The following is a 15,546-nucleotide window of genomic DNA, read 5'->3' as shown; positions in this document are numbered from 1 at the left end:
TATGAAATGATAAGGAAAACTTACCGTGCTTCCCGAGCTGAAGATTACCCAACTGCGCTATTTCGTCCTGGTTGCCCAGCTGAAAAGCTTCCATGGCGCGGCAAGGCAGGCCTATCGCACGCAACCGGCACTGTCCCTGGCTGTGCGCGAACTGGAGCTGAAACTCGGCCAGCAATTATTCGAAAAGGGCGGCAAAACCGAACTGACGCCATTCGGCGAGCACTGTTTGCCGCTGTTCCAGGATTTACTGGCGCATCACGACCGCATCGCCCGGGAAGTCAGTTTGCTGGCGCGGCATGAAATCGGTCAGGTGAGCATCGCTACGGTGCCGTCGGTGGCCAGTCGGTTGTTGCCGCATCTGCTCGCGCGGTTTGTCAGCGAGCACCCGAAAATGCAGATCAGCATGCAGGACGGCAATGCCGACAGCGTGCAGCAGTTGTTGGTCCAGGGGCAGGTGGATTTTGCGATCAGTAGCGTGTGGGCGGCCGACGAAAACATTGAGTTCGTGCCGATCCTGAGTGATCGGGTGGGTGTGGTCTGCCGCCACGATCATCCGTTGGTGGCCCAGGGTGAGGCACTGCATTGGTCGAGCCTGCAAGCCTATCCGTTAGTGCGCAATGGCACCTCGCGCTTGCTCGCGGGCACGGAAGCGGCGGGGTTGCTGGACAGCAGTCTGCTGTTCGTCTCCAACATGATTTCGCTGATTGCGATGCTTGAAGAGGGCATTGGCATCACCACGTTGCCGTCCCTGGCGTTCCCGCAGGGCAATGAGAAACTGACGTTCCTGCCGCTTTCAGAACCGCGGCTGGAACGCCAGATCGGCATTCTGTGCCGCAAGGGGCACAGCCTGTCGCCAGCGGCAGCCGAGTTGATGGGCTTTCTCAAAGCGAACATGCAGATGATCGATCTGTAAGGTCAGTGTTCGTGTGGGGGCTCCGGGCTTTCTGTCGGTCGCAACCTGAAGCGACAGACATGCCCGCCGCGCACCATGCACTCGCTGTGCTCGACTTCACCGCCGCCCAGTGCGCCGATCAAGGCCAGGTCCAGTTCGCAGACCACCGGGTGCGCGGCGGCCAGGCGATGGAACACGCAGTTATGCGCGACGATTTCCGGCGTCTCGCTTGAGCGAAAAAACACCTCGGCTTCGTAGCCCGCCTGGTTCATGTGCTGGACGATCCTGGCTTCATCCACGACCTGCTGTTCACGGTCCGAAGCCAGCTTGCGGCCCATGCTGCGCATCAGCGAGGCCAGGGCTTCGGGACCAATGATGGCGGCGACTTCATCAATCAAAACGCTGGCCAGTAGCTGATAGTGGCGAGGGAACTGCTCCCGCGCGTGGTCGGTGAGCCGATACAGCTGCTCGGGGCGACGCCCTGTCGGCCGGGTGTCGCCGCGCAGCACCAGACCATCACGCTCCAGCGCCGCCAGGTGTTGGCGGATCGCCGTGCGCGTGACGGCCAGATGTTCAGCCAACTCGTCAATGCTCATGCCGCCCGCGTGGTGCAGCAGCGCATTGAGCAGGTCCTGCTGTGTTCGGCCCAGTCCTTCCAGCATGGTGTGCCCTCGCGCGATATCAGAACTTGTCCGGGAATTGCTTGACCAGCGCACCGGTCAAGGCGTCGGCCAGGGCCAGGATGTGTGTGCGCATCATCGCCCAGGTGCGGGCTTCGCCAGCGTAATCGTGCGCGGCAAACTCATCGATCTGGGCGACGTGGTGGCCGCCATGGGCTGACAACATGTTGACCAGTGTGGCTTCCGGCAGATTGGGGTTGGCGGTGGCCAGGAAAGCCGCAATCGCCTTGGCATTGCTGGTCAACTCGGTGACGGCGGCTTGCTTGCCCTTGGCGTCTTTGGCGACCGTGGCATCGCTGTAGTGTTTCACCGCGCCCCAATGGCCGGCAAGCAGCTTGAGCAGTTGATCCGCCGCCGGTTGGCCGTAGAGCGGGGCGATGCTGTTGGCGATTTTGGTAGCGTTGTCGACCACTTGGTCCGCCGCGACTTTGGCTTGCTTTTTGTCGGCGGATTGATTGGCCAGCGCGTAGTTTCTGATCCAGAAAATGTGTTCGACCCAAAGGTCACGCTCGGCCAGGCGCGTGGTCAGCGCGGGGCTGTCGGCCGCGGCGGCAGGCGTCTGGCTCCAGACCGGTTGCGCACATAGAGCCAGCAGGAGCAAAGCCAGGGTTTTGATATTCATGACGGCACCCTCAGAGAGTGGGAACGTTCGACAATATCAATATAGGCATAAAAATATGTTTTCATTGGGCGAAGACATAATCTCGGACCAATGGTCGCCACGTACTACTTTGCTGGCTACAACCCATCCCCCAGCGCCTTTAAGTATTCAGGGCTTTCGCCGATCGAGTTATGCCCCGTCCCCGGTATCACCCGCAATGACGCCACGCCTTTGGTGAAGTGCGTGTACAAACGTTCGGTGCTCGGGCGCGGAATCACCTCGTCATGCTCGGCCGCGATCAACAGTGTCGGCACCGTGATGCGGGCGGCGTACTGCCAGGACGGGTATTTGTCCTTCAACAACCAGCGCACCGGAAACCAGCGAAACTGCCGGGCGGCGAGCCCTTCGAGGCTGTTGTAGGGCGTGATCAGCACCAGTCGCGCGGCCGGGCGTTCGCTGGCCAGGCGCACGGCCACCCCGGAACCCAGGCTGCGGCCGACCACCGCCACATGCGGATGGCTGGCATGTACCTGGTCGAACAAAGTGATGGCGTCGCGGGCAATGGCCTCTTCGGAAGGCGAGCCGGAACTGCCGCCATAACCACGGTAATGCAGCAGGTACAGGGCGTAGTCAGGGAACGCTTGAGAGAACCCGGGCAGGTTGCGCGAGACGTCTTCGGCATTGCCGCCAAAATAAATCAGTGCGTTGGGACCTTCATGCGGTCGGATGGATACCAGCACCTGCGCGTCAGCGACCGGCAGGGTGAGCAGCGTCCCGGCGGTCCCGACGGCGCGTGGTTGCGGGTAGTAGATCAGCGCCCGCTGGAACACGAACAGCGCCACGCACAGCGCCAGGTACAACGCAGCGACGATGACGACGAGTAACAACAAGGTGCGTGACATTCGACTAACGTTAGTGGGCGGCATTGACTGCTCGGGGTTTGAAAGTGGCTGGCGCCGCAAGGCTTTCTGAGTGTAGTCAATCGACCCTTGGCGCGGGTTATCCGGGATGTCGGCGCAACAGCCCGGACCCTGGCGACTGGTGAGAAACGTTTTATGAGCCATCCTGAGGGTTACACCCGTAGAGAAGTACTCACGCTGGCTGCCGGTGCTTCGGCGGTCTTCACCTTCGGTCAGGCGGGGGCACAACCCGCGCCGTCAACGGGAACAGGAGGCAAGACCATGCAGACCCGCGCCATTCCTTCCAGCAACGAGTTCTTGCCGATCGTAGGCTTGGGCACTTACCGCGGATTCGATGTCGAGCCTTCGCAACCGGCCTACAAGGACTTACCCGCAGTGCTGGATGCCTTGTTCGACAAGGGTGGCAAGCTGATCGACAGCTCGCCGATGTACGGTCGCGCCGAACAGACCATCGGCGAGTTGCTGTCGATCCATGAGCCGCGCTCGCCGGCCTTCCTGGCCACCAAGGTGTGGACCCGGGGCCGCGAAGAAGGCATCGCGCAGATGGAACAATCCTTCGCCCTGTTGCAGACCGACCGGATCGACCTGATGCAGATCCACAACCTGCTGGACTGGCAGACGCACCTGCCGACCCTGCGCCACTGGAAGGAAGCAGGGCGTATCCGCTACATCGGCATCACCCATTACACGGCATCGGCCTATGAAGAAGTGGAAGCGGTACTCAAGGCCGAGCCAGTGGATTTCTTGCAGATCAACTACGCCCTGGATGATCGCGGCGTCGAGAAACGCCTGCTGCCGTTGTGCCGCGAGCGGGGCGTGGCGGTGATTTGCAACCGGCCGTTTGGCGGTGGCGGCTTGCTGGCCAAACTGAAAGATAAGCCGCTGCCAGGCTGGGCGGCGCAGGTCGGGGTCAAGAGCTGGCCGCAACTGGCGCTGAAGTTCCTGCTGTCACATTCGGCGGTGACCTGCGTGATTCCCGGCACCGGCAACCCGCGCTACATGGCGGAAAATGCCCGGGCCGGTTTCGGCCCGATGCTCACCGATGCCCAGCGTCAGCAATTGATTGCGCTGGTGGGCTAGCGACGTGTTCAACCCGTCGCGGCGAGTCGTCGAACCTCTCCTATACTGATTCGCGTCCATGCCGTGGGAAGTGCATTCGCTGCCCTGACGGCGTCCCTGTCCATCACTGCAAGGAGATCGAACATGGCTATCCGCATTGGCGACGAAGCACCGGATTTCACCGCCGACACCACTGAAGGCACCCTCAATTTTCACCAATGGATCGGCGATGGCTGGGCCATCCTGTTTTCCCATCCCAAGGATTTCACCCCGGTGTGCACCACCGAACTGGGTTACCTGGCCAAACTCAAGCCGGAATTCGACAAGCGCAACACCAAGGTCCTGGGCCTCAGCGTCGACCCGGTCAGTGACCATAACCGCTGGGTCGGCGACATCGCCGAGACCCAGGGCACGGCGGTCAACTATCCGCTGATCGGCGACGAAAACCTGGTGGTGGCCAAGCTCTACGACATGATTCACCCTAATGCCAGCGGCGGCGCGCGCACGGCGGTGGACAACGCCACGGTGCGTTCGGTGTTCATCGTCGGCCCGGACAAGAAGGTCAAGGCCATGCTGATCTACCCGATGAGCGCCGGGCGCAATTTCGATGAAGTGCTGCGTCTGCTCGATTCCCTGCAACTCAATGCCAAGCACACCGTTGCCACGCCGGTTAACTGGCGGCCGGGTGAAGACGTGATCATCCCGACTTCAGTGTCTGACGAAGACGCGAAGAAGAAATACCCGGATGGCTTCAAGACCCTGAAGCCGTATCTGCGGACCGTGGCTCAGCCGAAGTAGTCGCCATTAGTGATGCCGCCATCGCGAGCTTGCTCGCGATGAGGCCAGCCCTGCCGGCCTCAACCTCTGGTCAAACCAGATACTTGCGAAACCAACCCAACGTCCGCTCCCACGCGAGCTTCGCCGCCGCCTCGTCATAACGCGGTGTCGAATCATTGTGAAAGCCATGGTTGCAGCCAGGGTAGATATAGGCCTCATAGGTCTTGCCCCCGGCCTTCAACGCTGTCTCATAGGCGGGCCAGCCTTCGTTGATCCGCGTATCCAGTTCGCCATAGTGCAACATCACCGGGGCCTTGATCCGGGGCACTTCCTCGGCCGTTGGCTGACGGCCATAAAACGACACGGCGGCCCCCAGTTCCGGATAGGCCACGGCGGCGGCGTTGGTCACGCCACCGCCGTAGCAGAACCCGGTGATGCCGACTTTGCCAGTGGCGGCAGGGTGTTTCATCATCCACTCGACGGCGGCGAAAAAGTCGTTCATGAGCTTTTCCGGGTCAACCTTGGCCTGCAGCTCGCGGCCCTTGTCGTCATTGCCGGGATAACCGCCGACCGAACTCAGGCCATCCGGGGCCAGGGCGATGAACCCGGCTTTGGCCAGACGCCGGGCCACGTCTTCGATGTAGGGGTTGAGCCCACGGTTTTCGTGCACGACCACCACCGCCGGCACCTTGCCGGTGGCCTTGGCCGGACGCACCAGATAAGCGCGAACCTGGCCGTGGCCCTTGGGCGAGGGGTAGGTGATGTATTCGGCAATGATGTCCGGATCGGTGAACTCGACTTGCTCGGCCAGCGCATAGTTTGGGCTTAGCGCGGCGAGCAGGGCACCAGCGGTTAAACCGCCGAAGGTAAACAGCGCCGCACGGTCGAGGAACTCCCGGCGGTTGATCGTGCCGTGGGCGTAGTAGTCGTACAGTTCCAGCAGTTCAGGGGCGAAGTCTTTGGCAGTTAGACGGGTCATTGCTGCAACTCCTCACAGAAGGTTGAACACGGACCCTGTGGGAGCGGGCTTGCTCGCGAAAGCGGTGTGTCAGATACATGGATGTTGGATGTGCCGCCGTCTTCGCGAGCAAGTCGGATCGCCGCACCGCCGCTCCCACAGGGGTTAAATGGTGATTCCAAAACCTCATTTCAGGCACTGCGCCCCGGCCTTGGCCACCTGCGCATCCTGCCCGGGCTTGACACCCGACACCCCGATGGCACCAATCACCTGGCCATCGAAAACAATCGGCACGCCACCCTCAAGCGAAGTCAGCAAGGGTGCTGACAGGAAAGCGTAGCGCCCGGCGTTGACCATGTCCTCATAGCTTTTCGATTCGCGCCGCCCGAGGGCTGAAGTGCGGGCCTTTTCGGTGGCGATGTAGGCACTGCCGGGGGCGCAGCCGTCGAGGCGTTCGAGGGCCAGCGGGTGGCCGCCGTCATCGACCACCACTATGGTCACGGCCCATTGATTGGCCTGTGCTTCGGCGCGGGCGGCTTTGATGATTTGGCCGACTTCGGCCTGGCTCAGGACGGCTTTGCTGTTCATGGGCATCTCCAGGGTTCGGTTAAGGCAGGGCGGCTTCGACCAGTTCGATCCAGTGTCGCACCGGGGTTCGGCCCGCGCCGTCGAGGTGCGACTGGCAGCCGATGTTGGCCGTGACAATGACCTCGGGATGGCCGCTTTCCAGGGCGTTGAGCTTGTTGTCGCGCAGTTGTCGCGAGAGTTCGGGCTGGGTCAGCGAATAGGTGCCCGCCGAACCGCAGCACAGGTGGCCGTCGGGGACGGAGGTCAGGTTGAAACCGAGTCCGGTCAGCAGCGCTTCCACGGCACCGCCGAGTTTCTGCCCGTGCTGCAAGGTGCAGGGGCAATGGAAAGCCAGGCGTTGCGAGGCGTGAATGCCAAGTTTTTCCAGCGGTTCGTCGCGCAACACCTCCACCAGGTCCCGAGCCAGCGCGCTGACCTTTTTCGCCTTGTCGGCATAGGCCGGGTCGCTGGCGAGCAGGTGGCCGTAATCCTTGATGAAGGCGCCGCAACCGCTGGCCGTCTGCACAATCGCCTCGGCACCTTTTTCGATGCCCGGCCACCACGCGTCGATGTTGCGCCGGGCACGGTCGAGGCCGATGGCCTGGGCGTCCAGGTGGTAGTCCACGGCGCCGCAGCAACCGGCTTCGCGGCTCGCGATGACGCTGATCCCCAACCGGTCCAGCACCCGCGCCGCCGCGGCGTTGGTGTTGGGTGACAGGCTGGGCTGCACGCAACCTTCGAGCATCAGCACTTGACGCTCACGCACGGTCACGGGGCGCTGTTTGGCCGGCGATGCATTGCGCGGCAATTTGCTTTGCAGGGTGCCGGGCAGCAGCGCGCGGAACACCTGGCCGCCATTGACCAGACTCTTGAACAGCTCTGGATGCGGCACAGTCTGGCGCAACCCCTCGCGCAACAGGCGCTGACCCAGCGGGCGCGGCACCGCCGCATCGACCACCGCCCGGCCGATGTCCAGCAGGTTGTGGTAATCGACGCCCGACGGGCAGGTGGTTTCGCAGTTGCGGCACGACAGGCAGCGGTCCAGGTGCTGTTGGGTCTTTTGCGTGACGTCGTTGCCTTCCAGCACCTGCTTGATCAGGTAGATACGGCCCCGTGGTCCGTCCAGTTCATCGCCGAGCAATTGATAGGTCGGGCACGTGGCATTGCAAAACCCGCAGTGCACGCAGGTGCGCAGAATGCTTTCGGCTTCTGCGGCGCGGGGCAGATGGCTGGCGCGTTCACTCAAGGTCGTCTGCATGGTTCATAGCTCCGCGTACAGGCGTCCGGGGTTGAAGATGCCCAGTGGATCGAGTTGTTGTTTGAGGTTGCGGTGATAACGCATCAGCGCCGGTGGCAGCGGATGGAAGGGGCTGTCGGACAGGCCGTGGCTGAAGCAGGTGGCATGGCCGCCGACCTCGTCGACGACCTGGCGGATGTACGCGGCATCGGCATCGGATTTCAGCCAGCGCTGGGCACCGCCCCAGTCGATCAACTGGCGCCCCGGCAGCGACAAAAGCGGCGTGTTGTGTGGCAACGACAGGCGCCACAGCGGTTGGTCTTGATCGTAGAAACTCAAGCGCTGTTCATTGAGATCGTCCCACCAGCAAGCCTCCAGACGTTCGCCACCGAGGCGCTCATGGGCCGCCGCCACCGATCCCTCGCCGCCCTCCAGTCGCAGGTGCAGGCGCGAACCGTCGTGACAGGCCGCACTGATCGGCAACGGCTGCTGGCCCCATTCCGCCAGGCGCAGCAAGGCCCGTTCGGCGTCCATTTCCAGGCTGATGCTTAAGGCTTGCCGGGGTTTGGGCAGCACTTTGAGGGAAACTTCGGTGATCAGCCCGAGGCTGCCGTAACTACCGGCCATCAGGCGCGACAGGTCGTAGCCGGCGACGTTTTTCATCACCTCGCCACCGAAGCGCAACAGCTTGCCGTGGCCGGTGATGACCCGCGTGCCGAGCACGAAATCCCGCACCGAACCGGACCACGGGCGCCTTGGCCCGGACAGCCCGCAGGCGATCATGCCGCCGACGGTGGCGCCGTCGCCGAAGGACGGTGGCTCGCAGGGCAGCATCTGTTGCGCGGCGTCCAGCACCTGCGCCAGCTGCGACAACGGTGTGCCGCAACGGGCGGTGATCACCAGTTCAGTCGGGTCGTAACTGACGATGCCCCGGTGCGAACGGGTGTCGAGAATTTCCCCGGCCGTGGTGCGCCCGAGAAAGGCTTTGCTGTTGGAACCCTGGATGCGCAACGGCGTGGCGTTTTCCAGCGCCTGATTGACCTGTTCCAGCAGTGACTGGCTGTCATCGAAATCTTCAGGGCCGCGCATCAGAAACGCTCCAGCTCGGGGAAGGGCAACTGACCGCCGTGTATGTGCATGGCACCGAATTCGGCGCAGCGGTGCAGGGTCGGAATGTTCTTGCCGGGGTTGAGCAGGCCACCGGGGTCGAAGGCGGTCTTGACGGCATGGAACAGGGTCAGCTCATCGCTGTTGAACTGCGCGCACATCTGGTTGATCTTCTCGCGGCCCACGCCGTGTTCACCGGTGATGCTGCCGCCGACTTTCACGCACAACTCCAGGATCTTGCCGCCCAGGGCTTCGGCGCGATCAAGTTCACCGGGTTGATTGGCATCGAACAGGATCAGCGGATGCATGTTGCCGTCGCCGGCATGGAACACGTTGGCCACCCGCAGACCGTATTCCTTCGAGAGCTCGGCGATGGCGTGCAGCACGCCGGGCAGTTCGCGACGGGGGATGGTGCCGTCCATGCAGTAGTAGTCCGGCGAGAGGCGGCCCACCGCCGGGAAGGCATTCTTGCGCCCGGCCCAGAAACGCACGCGCTCGGCTTCGTCCCTGGCCTGGCGCACCTCGATGGCGCCGGCCTGTTGCAGCACCTGGCGCACCCGCTCGCAGTCATCCGAGACATCGGCTTCAACGCCGTCGAGTTCGCACAGAAGAATGGCCTGGGCATCCACCGGATAACCGGCGTGGATGAAGTCCTCGGCGGCGCGGATGGCCAGGTTGTCCATCATTTCCAGGCCGCCGGGGATGATGCCGGCGGCAATGATGTCACCGACGGCGCGCCCGGCTTTTTCCACGGAGTCGAACGCCGCCAGCAGCACTTTGGCGGTCTGGGGCTTGGGCAGCAGCTTGACCGTGACCTCGGTGATCACCCCGAGCAGGCCTTCGGACCCGGTGAACAGCGCCAGCAGGTCGAAACCGGGGGCGTCGAGGGCGTTGGAGCCCAGGCTCAGGTGCTCGCCATCGACGGTGAGGATGTCGACCTTGAGCACGTTGTGCACGGTCAGGCCGTACTTCAGGCAGTGCACGCCACCGGCATTTTCCGCGACGTTGCCGCCGATGGAGCAGGCGATTTGCGAGGACGGGTCCGGCGCGTAATACAGGCCGAAGGGTGCCGCCGCCTGGGAGATCGCCAGATTGCGTACACCGGGCTGTACCCGCGCAGTGCGGGCGGCGGGATCGATGTGCAGGATGTTGTTGAAGCGCGCCATCACCAGCAGCACGCCTTTCTCCAGGGGCAGCGCACCGCCGGACAACCCGGTGCCGGCGCCACGGGCCACGACGGGGACGTGCAGTTCATGGCAGACCCGCAGCACCCCCTGGACTTCCTCGATGTGCCGGGGCAGCACCACCAGCATCGGCGTGGTGCGATAGGCCGACAGGCCGTCGCATTCGTAGGGCTTGAGTTCCTCGCGCTGATGCAGGACTTGCAGATTCGGCAAGCGGGTTTGCAGGGCCTGCAACAGCGCCTGTTTGTCGACATCGGGCAGGGCGCCGTCAACGCGTTCATCGTAGAGAATGTTCATGGGTTCACGATTCTCGCAGGAGGCCACTGACCTTCATCATTGGCCTGTCAGGCTCCGCTGTCCATGGGATCGTTGTCTGCTCGACGTACCATGTGGGGTCGATTCAGTGCCCGCCCACCACCATGTGGCTGAACGGCGCGACGTAGGCCTGCAGCGTCACCAGGCCACCGACCAGGATCGCCAGCACAATCGAGTGGAAGAACACGTAGCGCAGGATTTCCCCTTCATGGCCATACCAGCGGGTGGCGGTGGAGGCGACCACGATCGACTGGGCGTCGACCATCTTGCCCATGACCCCGCCGGAACTGTTGGCGGCGGCCATCAACACCGGGCTGATGCCCAGTTGCTCGGACGTCACCCGTTGCAAACCGCCGAACAGCACGTTGGACGCCGTGTCCGAGCCGGTCAGCGCCACGCCGAGCCAGCCGAGCAGGGTGCCGAACATCGGGTAGAAAATGCCCGTCGCGGCGAAAGCCAGGCCCATGGTCGCATCAAGCCCCGAGTAGCGCGTGAGGAAGCCCAGCGCGAGCATTGCCGCGATGGTGATCAGCGAATAACGCACCACCCACAGGGTGCGCAGGTACTGGTGAATCAGTTGCGGGATCGAGTACCCCATCAGCAAACCGCCGACAATCGCCGCCAGCAGAATGCCGCTGCCGGTGGCGGTGAACCAGGTGAACTTGTATACCGCTTCTTCGGTTTTCGGCGCGGCCACCACGGGCGGGACTTTCTCGACCTGCAAGTGCAGGGTGGTGAAGGTCACGACCGGCGCAAACAGCGGGTTCGCCTCGCGCATCGGCTTGCCCTGTGGATCGAGCCTGGCGGCACTGGTTTGCGGGTCGATGGCGGGGCGGGTGTCGAAGGTGTTCTTGAAGCCCTGGGTGCCCCAGATGAACACGAAGACCGTCAGGATCAGCCACGGCATCCACGCCCGCATCACTGCCGGTTTTGCCTCATTGGCAAAGGTTGCAGTGGGTACGGGCTTTTCGTCGTGCTCGGCGTCGATTTTCGAGTTGTCGACCCGGCCGGTCAGGGCGGCGGACGTGTGTACGGTGGCCGGTTTCCACACCTTGAGGAAACCGGTCAGGCAGGCCATGGAAATCAGTGCGGCGATCACGTCCACCAGCATCGGCCCGTGATAGTTGGACACCAGGAACTGCGGTACGGCAAAACTGACCCCGGCCACCAGGATCGCCGGCCAGATTTCGAGCATCTTGCGCCAGCCGGCAAAGGCCCAGATCAGCCAGAACGGCACCAGCACCGAGAAGAACGGCAACTGCCGGCCGACCATCATCGACAGTTCCATTTCATCGAGCCCGGTGACCTTGGCCAGGGTGATGATCGGCGTGCCGAGGGCGCCGAAGGCCACGGGGGCGGTGTTGGCGATCAGTGCCAGCCCTGAAGCGGCAAGTGGCGAAAACCCCAGCCCGATCAGGATCGCCCCGGTCACCGCCACCGGCGTGCCGAATCCGGCCGCGCCTTCGAAAAACGCCCCGAAGCAGAAGGCGATCAGCAGCAATTGCAGGCGCCGGTCATCGGTAATGCGCGCCAGGGAGTCTTGCAACACCTTGAACGAACCGTTCTCGGTGGTCAGGCGGTGCAGGAAGATGATGTTCAACACGATCCAGCCAATGGGCAGCAGGCCGTTGGCCGCACCGAACAACGCCGCCGAACCGGCCATGCCCGCTGGCATGCCGAAGGCGAAGATCGCGATCAGCAAGGCCGAGGCCAGGGCGAGCAATGCCGCCAGGTGCGCCTTGACATGGAAAAACGCCAGGGACGCCAGCATCACCACCACCGGCACCGCCGCCATGAGCGTTGAAAGCACCGGGTTACCGAACGGATCGTAGACTTGCTGCCAGACCATGTTCCACCTCTGCTTTTTATTGTTGGACGTGCAGATCCCCTGGGGGGGGAGGTGGTCTTCAGTATAGGTGGCATTGCGCCGCTGTCAGGGCAGGCCTCCGGTCCTGCCAATCGGCGCATTCCGGAGGGCTGAGCTAGCATGGCCAGTAGGGTTTGAATTCAGCCAGGGGAGCAATGCAGTCATGACCGAGCGCCATATGGAGCACAAGGAAACGCTATCGAACGGATGCAACATCAAAGTCACGGCCGAGATATTGAAAGACGGTTCGTTGGGCATGTTCATCGGTATCTATCGGCCGGACGGCACGGCCATCGATGAAAACCACGACCCACGGCCGCATATGCTGGACATGGAAGCGGCGATGGATTGGGGGATCGATATTGCCAAGGGGATCGGCAATAGCCAGCGAACATTGTGAGCGGTGCCGTCTGTGCCCGGGCGACCGGCGGTCGCTGTCAGAATCCGAACGAACGTGCCGAGCTTTTTGCCAGTTCGACTTCCAGCAGATGCTCGACCAGCAGGTCATTCAAAAACCGGAACTGATCATTGAGCCCGACCACTTCGTTGCTGAAGTGATGATCGGCTGCCGGGATCAGCAACGCCTCGAAATTTTTGTCGAACATCAGAGTCAACTCTTTACATGACTCGAATTCCTGCGCGTAGAAATTGTTGCCGAACACCGGGAAACGTACGGCGAGGGTGACAGTGTTAATCATGATGTTTGTTCCTCGCTCAGGACGTACCAGGCAAACACACTCAATGTGAACGCCGTCAGGGCCAGGCAGGTCAGCAGATGGATCAGCATGAGGTTCCCCTCCGGTTCGGGGCTTCGTGTTGGCTTGGGATCGATCCTACGCTGACGGCGTACAAGCGGAAGGCAATCGCGGCGATGGTGAATATCGACGCCAGTGATGGTGGTTTTTGTGCTGATGATGCGGCCCCCTTCGCGGCCATGCACATGCCGCCACCTATACTCAAAACAGAGGTTGTCCAATCACCGAACCTCCGGTTCGATGACAACTGTAGGAAGCCGCCATCGTGAACCTGCGTTCGCTGATCATTACCGTGCTGGTGGTGTTGGCAGGCTGCGCCACACCCCCGCGTGCGCCGGTGGAAACGGCACCGGTCATCGTTTCAGCGAGCACCTGGCAGCAAGTGGACCGGGAGATCGTCGCCGCGTCGCAGTCGGCCACCGAGCAAACCCGAATCTACTCCCGCGGTGCCATGGATTACTGGCGTACCCGGGTCTATGAATTGACCGAACAGAACTTCATTCCATGGTTCAGCAGTTACTGGACCCAGGAATGGCTGTCGATGAAGGTCAGCTGGTACACCCTCAGCGCCAAGGGCGAGCAGGACGCATCGGAAAAACGTCTGGCGGCCTACCTGCTCGAAGCCTATCAAGAGAAGGTTCTGGCCCCGGTGGCGCTGGAAGTCGATCCCGATTCGATTCTGGGCCTGTCAGTGGCGTTCTACGTCGACATCCTCAAGGAAGAGCTGCAGAAGATCTCTACCCGCCACGGCGTGCCGATAGCCCAGCTCAACGGGCGTATCCAGAAAATCCCGGCCATCGCCCTCGGTCCACCCCCGGCGCGGAACGCCTCGTTGTACCAGATCGTGCACACCGATCCGCTGAACACCTTGCCGGCCTACGCCGCGCTGATCGACAAAATCCACAAGGCCGGCGGCGACAGGGGCGTGGGTTCGACCGACACCGCGATGGCGCCGGTGGCCAGGCGCGCCAGCCGGCGGATGGAAGCCGAGATGGCCCCGCGTGGGGCCGCCAGCGCCGTGGCCGCGGCCGCCGGAAAACTTGCCGGTGGCTTGATCACTGTAGGGGTGGCGGGCATTCGCGCACTGATTCAGGCCAACGACCGGCCCGACAGTGAGGCGCTGATCCGCAGCAGCCTGGGCAATACCTTCGACAAGGCCTGGCTCAAGCTGGTGCAGAACCCGACGACCGGCGTCATGGCCGGCACGCTGTACATGGCAGGGCAGATCGAAGGCAGCCTGGCGGACCGCACTGCACCGCCGGTCGGTTTGAGCGCCGGGACTGTCGATTTGACGCCATCGCAACCGACTACCCAGCAGAACACCCCATGACCCAAGGAGAAATGCTCATGTCTTATGTCGATGGTTTTATCGCTGCCGTACCCACCGCCAACCGCGGGCAATATCTCAAGCACGCCGAAATCGCCGCCTCGATCTTCAAGGAAAACGGTGCCTTGAGCGTGGTCGAATGCTGGGGCGAGGATGTCCCGGAAGGCAAGGTCACCTCGTTTCCCATGTCGGTGAAGCTCAAGGACGGTGAAACCGTGGCCTTCGGCTGGATCATCTGGCCGGACAAGGCCACTCGCAATGCCGGAATGGACAGGATGATGCAGGATCCGCGCATGAAGCCGGACGTCAATCCGATGCCCTTCGATGGCCAGCGCATGGTCTACGGCGGGTTCGAAGTACTCCTCCAGGCCTGACGCCGCACTCGGGATCACTCCGGCGTCGGGGTGATCCTGCAACTCTTGCGCTGGCGGATCTCGTCGTCCGTCGGCCGCTCGCGGATGAACTCGAAGCGCGGCTCGCCTTCGCTGTAATGCACCAGCCAGCCCCATTCCAGCTTGAGTTCATCCTGGCCGGGCTCGGGCGGTCTGGCCCACCATGGTTCCTTGCTGATGATCTGTCGCATGGCCCCCTCCGGTTTTTCGGGATGCTGAAACTATAACTCGCATGCTCGGCGACGCCACATATGCGCTGGCCGGCATTCGAGAGTTGAGTACACTCAGGCAGTCTTCCCAGGAGGTGCCCGGCATGAGCGACGAATCCCGCGAGCCGTTCAAGCGTCTGTTCTTTGCGTTGAACTGCGCCCCGGCCCAGCGCCGGGAGATAGCGCAATGGCGCAGTGCATTGCAACTGCGCAACGGACGGCCGGTGCCGGCGGAAAACTTTCACCTGACGCTGAAGTTTCTGGGGGCGGTGGGCGTGGCGCAGATTGCCGAAGTCTGTACCGCGGCGGCGGCGATCCGTACACCGGGCGAGCGCTTGACGGTGGTGCTGGACCGGCTGGACGTGTGGCGCAGGGCAGGCGCGCTGGTGCTCGCGCCACAGCAGGCGCCCCCGGCATTGCTACGCCTGGTGTATGCCCTGGAACAGGCGATGTTGCCGTTCGGCCTGGAGCAGGCCCCAAGGGAATACCGTCCGCACCTGACCCTGGCGCGGGACTATCGGGCGCCGGTACCGGAGTCCGCAACGGCGCCGGAGTTTTTCCTGCGTGCCGACCGGTTCACCCTGTTCGAATCCCACAAGGGCCGTTATCGGGCGCTGGCCGAATGGCCTTTGATTGACCCCCAATAAAAAGCCCGGATGATTTCGCGGCCGACGATTATCGTCGTTTCAGCCCGCGCTT

The 15,546-nt window shown here is 62.7% G+C and carries 19 protein-coding genes; 7 read left to right on the top strand and 12 right to left on the bottom strand.

Features of this window, described 5'->3' with window-relative positions:
* Positions 1–25 precede the first annotated feature (25 nt).
* The gene (locus ACM6IT_RS09420) at positions 26–913 is read left to right on the top strand and encodes a LysR substrate-binding domain-containing protein (protein WP_414917856.1); all 888 of its coding nucleotides are present in this window, start codon (positions 26–28) and stop codon (positions 911–913) included.
* Between the two features lie 2 nt (positions 914–915).
* On the opposite strand, the gene ACM6IT_RS09415 is transcribed toward ACM6IT_RS09420, so the two are convergent.
* The 3 genes from ACM6IT_RS09415 to ACM6IT_RS09405 all read right to left on the bottom strand — a co-directional run bounded on the left by ACM6IT_RS09415 (position 916) and on the right by ACM6IT_RS09405 (position 3,099).
* The gene (locus ACM6IT_RS09415; protein ID WP_414913332.1) at positions 916–1,554 is read right to left on the bottom strand and encodes a helix-turn-helix transcriptional regulator; all 639 of its coding nucleotides are present in this window, start codon (positions 1,552–1,554) and stop codon (positions 916–918) included.
* A 19-nt stretch (positions 1,555–1,573) separates the two neighbouring features.
* A complete protein-coding gene (locus tag ACM6IT_RS09410; RefSeq protein ID WP_414917855.1) occupies positions 1,574–2,194 on the bottom strand; it encodes a hypothetical protein in 621 nt (206 codons plus the stop codon).
* 116 nt (positions 2,195–2,310) lie between these two features.
* Complete coding sequence (locus tag ACM6IT_RS09405; protein ID WP_414917854.1) at positions 2,311–3,099, bottom strand: alpha/beta hydrolase; 789 nt, start codon at positions 3,097–3,099, stop codon at positions 2,311–2,313.
* 129 nt (positions 3,100–3,228) lie between these two features.
* On the opposite strand from ACM6IT_RS09405, the gene ACM6IT_RS09400 reads away from it, so the two are divergent.
* Both ACM6IT_RS09400 and ACM6IT_RS09395 read left to right on the top strand, forming a co-directional pair.
* A complete protein-coding gene (locus ACM6IT_RS09400) occupies positions 3,229–4,173 on the top strand; it encodes an aldo/keto reductase (RefSeq protein WP_414913335.1) in 945 nt (314 codons plus the stop codon).
* A 123-nt stretch (positions 4,174–4,296) separates the two neighbouring features.
* Positions 4,297–4,950, top strand: a complete 654-nt coding sequence (locus ACM6IT_RS09395; RefSeq protein WP_056727305.1) for a peroxiredoxin — start codon at positions 4,297–4,299, stop codon at positions 4,948–4,950.
* A 70-nt stretch (positions 4,951–5,020) separates the two neighbouring features.
* On the opposite strand, the gene yghX is transcribed toward ACM6IT_RS09395, so the two are convergent.
* The 6 genes from yghX to ACM6IT_RS09365 all read right to left on the bottom strand — a co-directional run bounded on the left by yghX (position 5,021) and on the right by ACM6IT_RS09365 (position 12,146).
* Positions 5,021–5,908, bottom strand: a complete 888-nt coding sequence (gene yghX, locus ACM6IT_RS09390) for a YghX family hydrolase (protein ID WP_414913336.1) — start codon at positions 5,906–5,908, stop codon at positions 5,021–5,023.
* A 165-nt stretch (positions 5,909–6,073) separates the two neighbouring features.
* Positions 6,074–6,475, bottom strand: coding sequence for a heme-binding protein (locus ACM6IT_RS09385; RefSeq protein ID WP_056727301.1), 402 nt, complete (start codon positions 6,473–6,475; stop codon positions 6,074–6,076).
* A 19-nt stretch (positions 6,476–6,494) separates the two neighbouring features.
* Positions 6,495–7,712, bottom strand: coding sequence for a glycolate oxidase subunit GlcF (glcF, locus tag ACM6IT_RS09380; protein ID WP_056727299.1), 1,218 nt, complete (start codon positions 7,710–7,712; stop codon positions 6,495–6,497).
* A gap of 3 nt (positions 7,713–7,715) precedes the next feature.
* On the bottom strand, positions 7,716–8,780 hold the full coding sequence (glcE, locus tag ACM6IT_RS09375; protein WP_414917853.1) for a glycolate oxidase subunit GlcE: 1,065 nt from the start codon (positions 8,778–8,780) through the stop codon (positions 7,716–7,718).
* A complete protein-coding gene (gene glcD / locus ACM6IT_RS09370) occupies positions 8,780–10,279 on the bottom strand; it encodes a glycolate oxidase subunit GlcD (protein WP_223542423.1) in 1,500 nt (499 codons plus the stop codon). Before glcD ends, glcE begins: the two co-directional genes overlap by 1 nt.
* A gap of 103 nt (positions 10,280–10,382) precedes the next feature.
* On the bottom strand, positions 10,383–12,146 hold the full coding sequence (locus tag ACM6IT_RS09365; RefSeq protein WP_414917852.1) for an L-lactate permease: 1,764 nt from the start codon (positions 12,144–12,146) through the stop codon (positions 10,383–10,385).
* A gap of 181 nt (positions 12,147–12,327) precedes the next feature.
* Between ACM6IT_RS09365 and ACM6IT_RS09360 the strand changes: the two genes are divergently transcribed.
* Positions 12,328–12,564: a hypothetical protein gene (locus ACM6IT_RS09360; protein WP_056727288.1), complete on the top strand. Its 237-nt coding sequence runs from the start codon at positions 12,328–12,330 to the stop codon at positions 12,562–12,564.
* Positions 12,565–12,601: 37 nt separating this feature from the next.
* Here the strand turns inward: ACM6IT_RS09360 and ACM6IT_RS09355 are convergent, their stop codons facing one another.
* The gene (locus ACM6IT_RS09355; protein ID WP_056727286.1) at positions 12,602–12,862 is read right to left on the bottom strand and encodes a hypothetical protein; all 261 of its coding nucleotides are present in this window, start codon (positions 12,860–12,862) and stop codon (positions 12,602–12,604) included.
* Positions 12,859–13,140, bottom strand: a complete 282-nt coding sequence (locus tag ACM6IT_RS09350; RefSeq protein WP_409079548.1) for a hypothetical protein — start codon at positions 13,138–13,140, stop codon at positions 12,859–12,861. The genes ACM6IT_RS09355 and ACM6IT_RS09350 overlap by 4 nt, the downstream gene beginning before the upstream one ends.
* 44 nt (positions 13,141–13,184) lie before the next feature.
* On the opposite strand from ACM6IT_RS09350, the gene ACM6IT_RS09345 reads away from it, so the two are divergent.
* Positions 13,185–14,249 carry a hypothetical protein gene (locus tag ACM6IT_RS09345; RefSeq protein WP_056727285.1) on the top strand — a complete coding sequence of 355 codons (1,065 nt, stop codon included), beginning with the start codon at positions 13,185–13,187 and terminating at the stop codon, positions 14,247–14,249.
* Between the two features lie 17 nt (positions 14,250–14,266).
* The gene (locus tag ACM6IT_RS09340) at positions 14,267–14,620 is read left to right on the top strand and encodes a DUF1428 domain-containing protein (protein ID WP_056727283.1); all 354 of its coding nucleotides are present in this window, start codon (positions 14,267–14,269) and stop codon (positions 14,618–14,620) included.
* A 14-nt stretch (positions 14,621–14,634) separates the two neighbouring features.
* On the opposite strand, the gene ACM6IT_RS09335 is transcribed toward ACM6IT_RS09340, so the two are convergent.
* Positions 14,635–14,829: a hypothetical protein gene (locus ACM6IT_RS09335; protein WP_056727280.1), complete on the bottom strand. Its 195-nt coding sequence runs from the start codon at positions 14,827–14,829 to the stop codon at positions 14,635–14,637.
* Positions 14,830–14,951: 122 nt separating this feature from the next.
* On the opposite strand from ACM6IT_RS09335, the gene thpR reads away from it, so the two are divergent.
* A complete protein-coding gene (gene thpR / locus ACM6IT_RS09330) occupies positions 14,952–15,494 on the top strand; it encodes an RNA 2',3'-cyclic phosphodiesterase (RefSeq protein ID WP_414917851.1) in 543 nt (180 codons plus the stop codon).
* Positions 15,495–15,546: the final 52 nt, after the last annotated feature.

The organism is Pseudomonas sp. IT-P4 (assembly GCF_949767755.1).
Classification (GTDB): domain Bacteria; phylum Pseudomonadota; class Gammaproteobacteria; order Pseudomonadales; family Pseudomonadaceae; genus Aquipseudomonas; species Aquipseudomonas monachiensis.
Note: the sequence above shows the minus strand (reverse complement) of the source record. Positions and strands in the feature narration are given on the sequence as shown.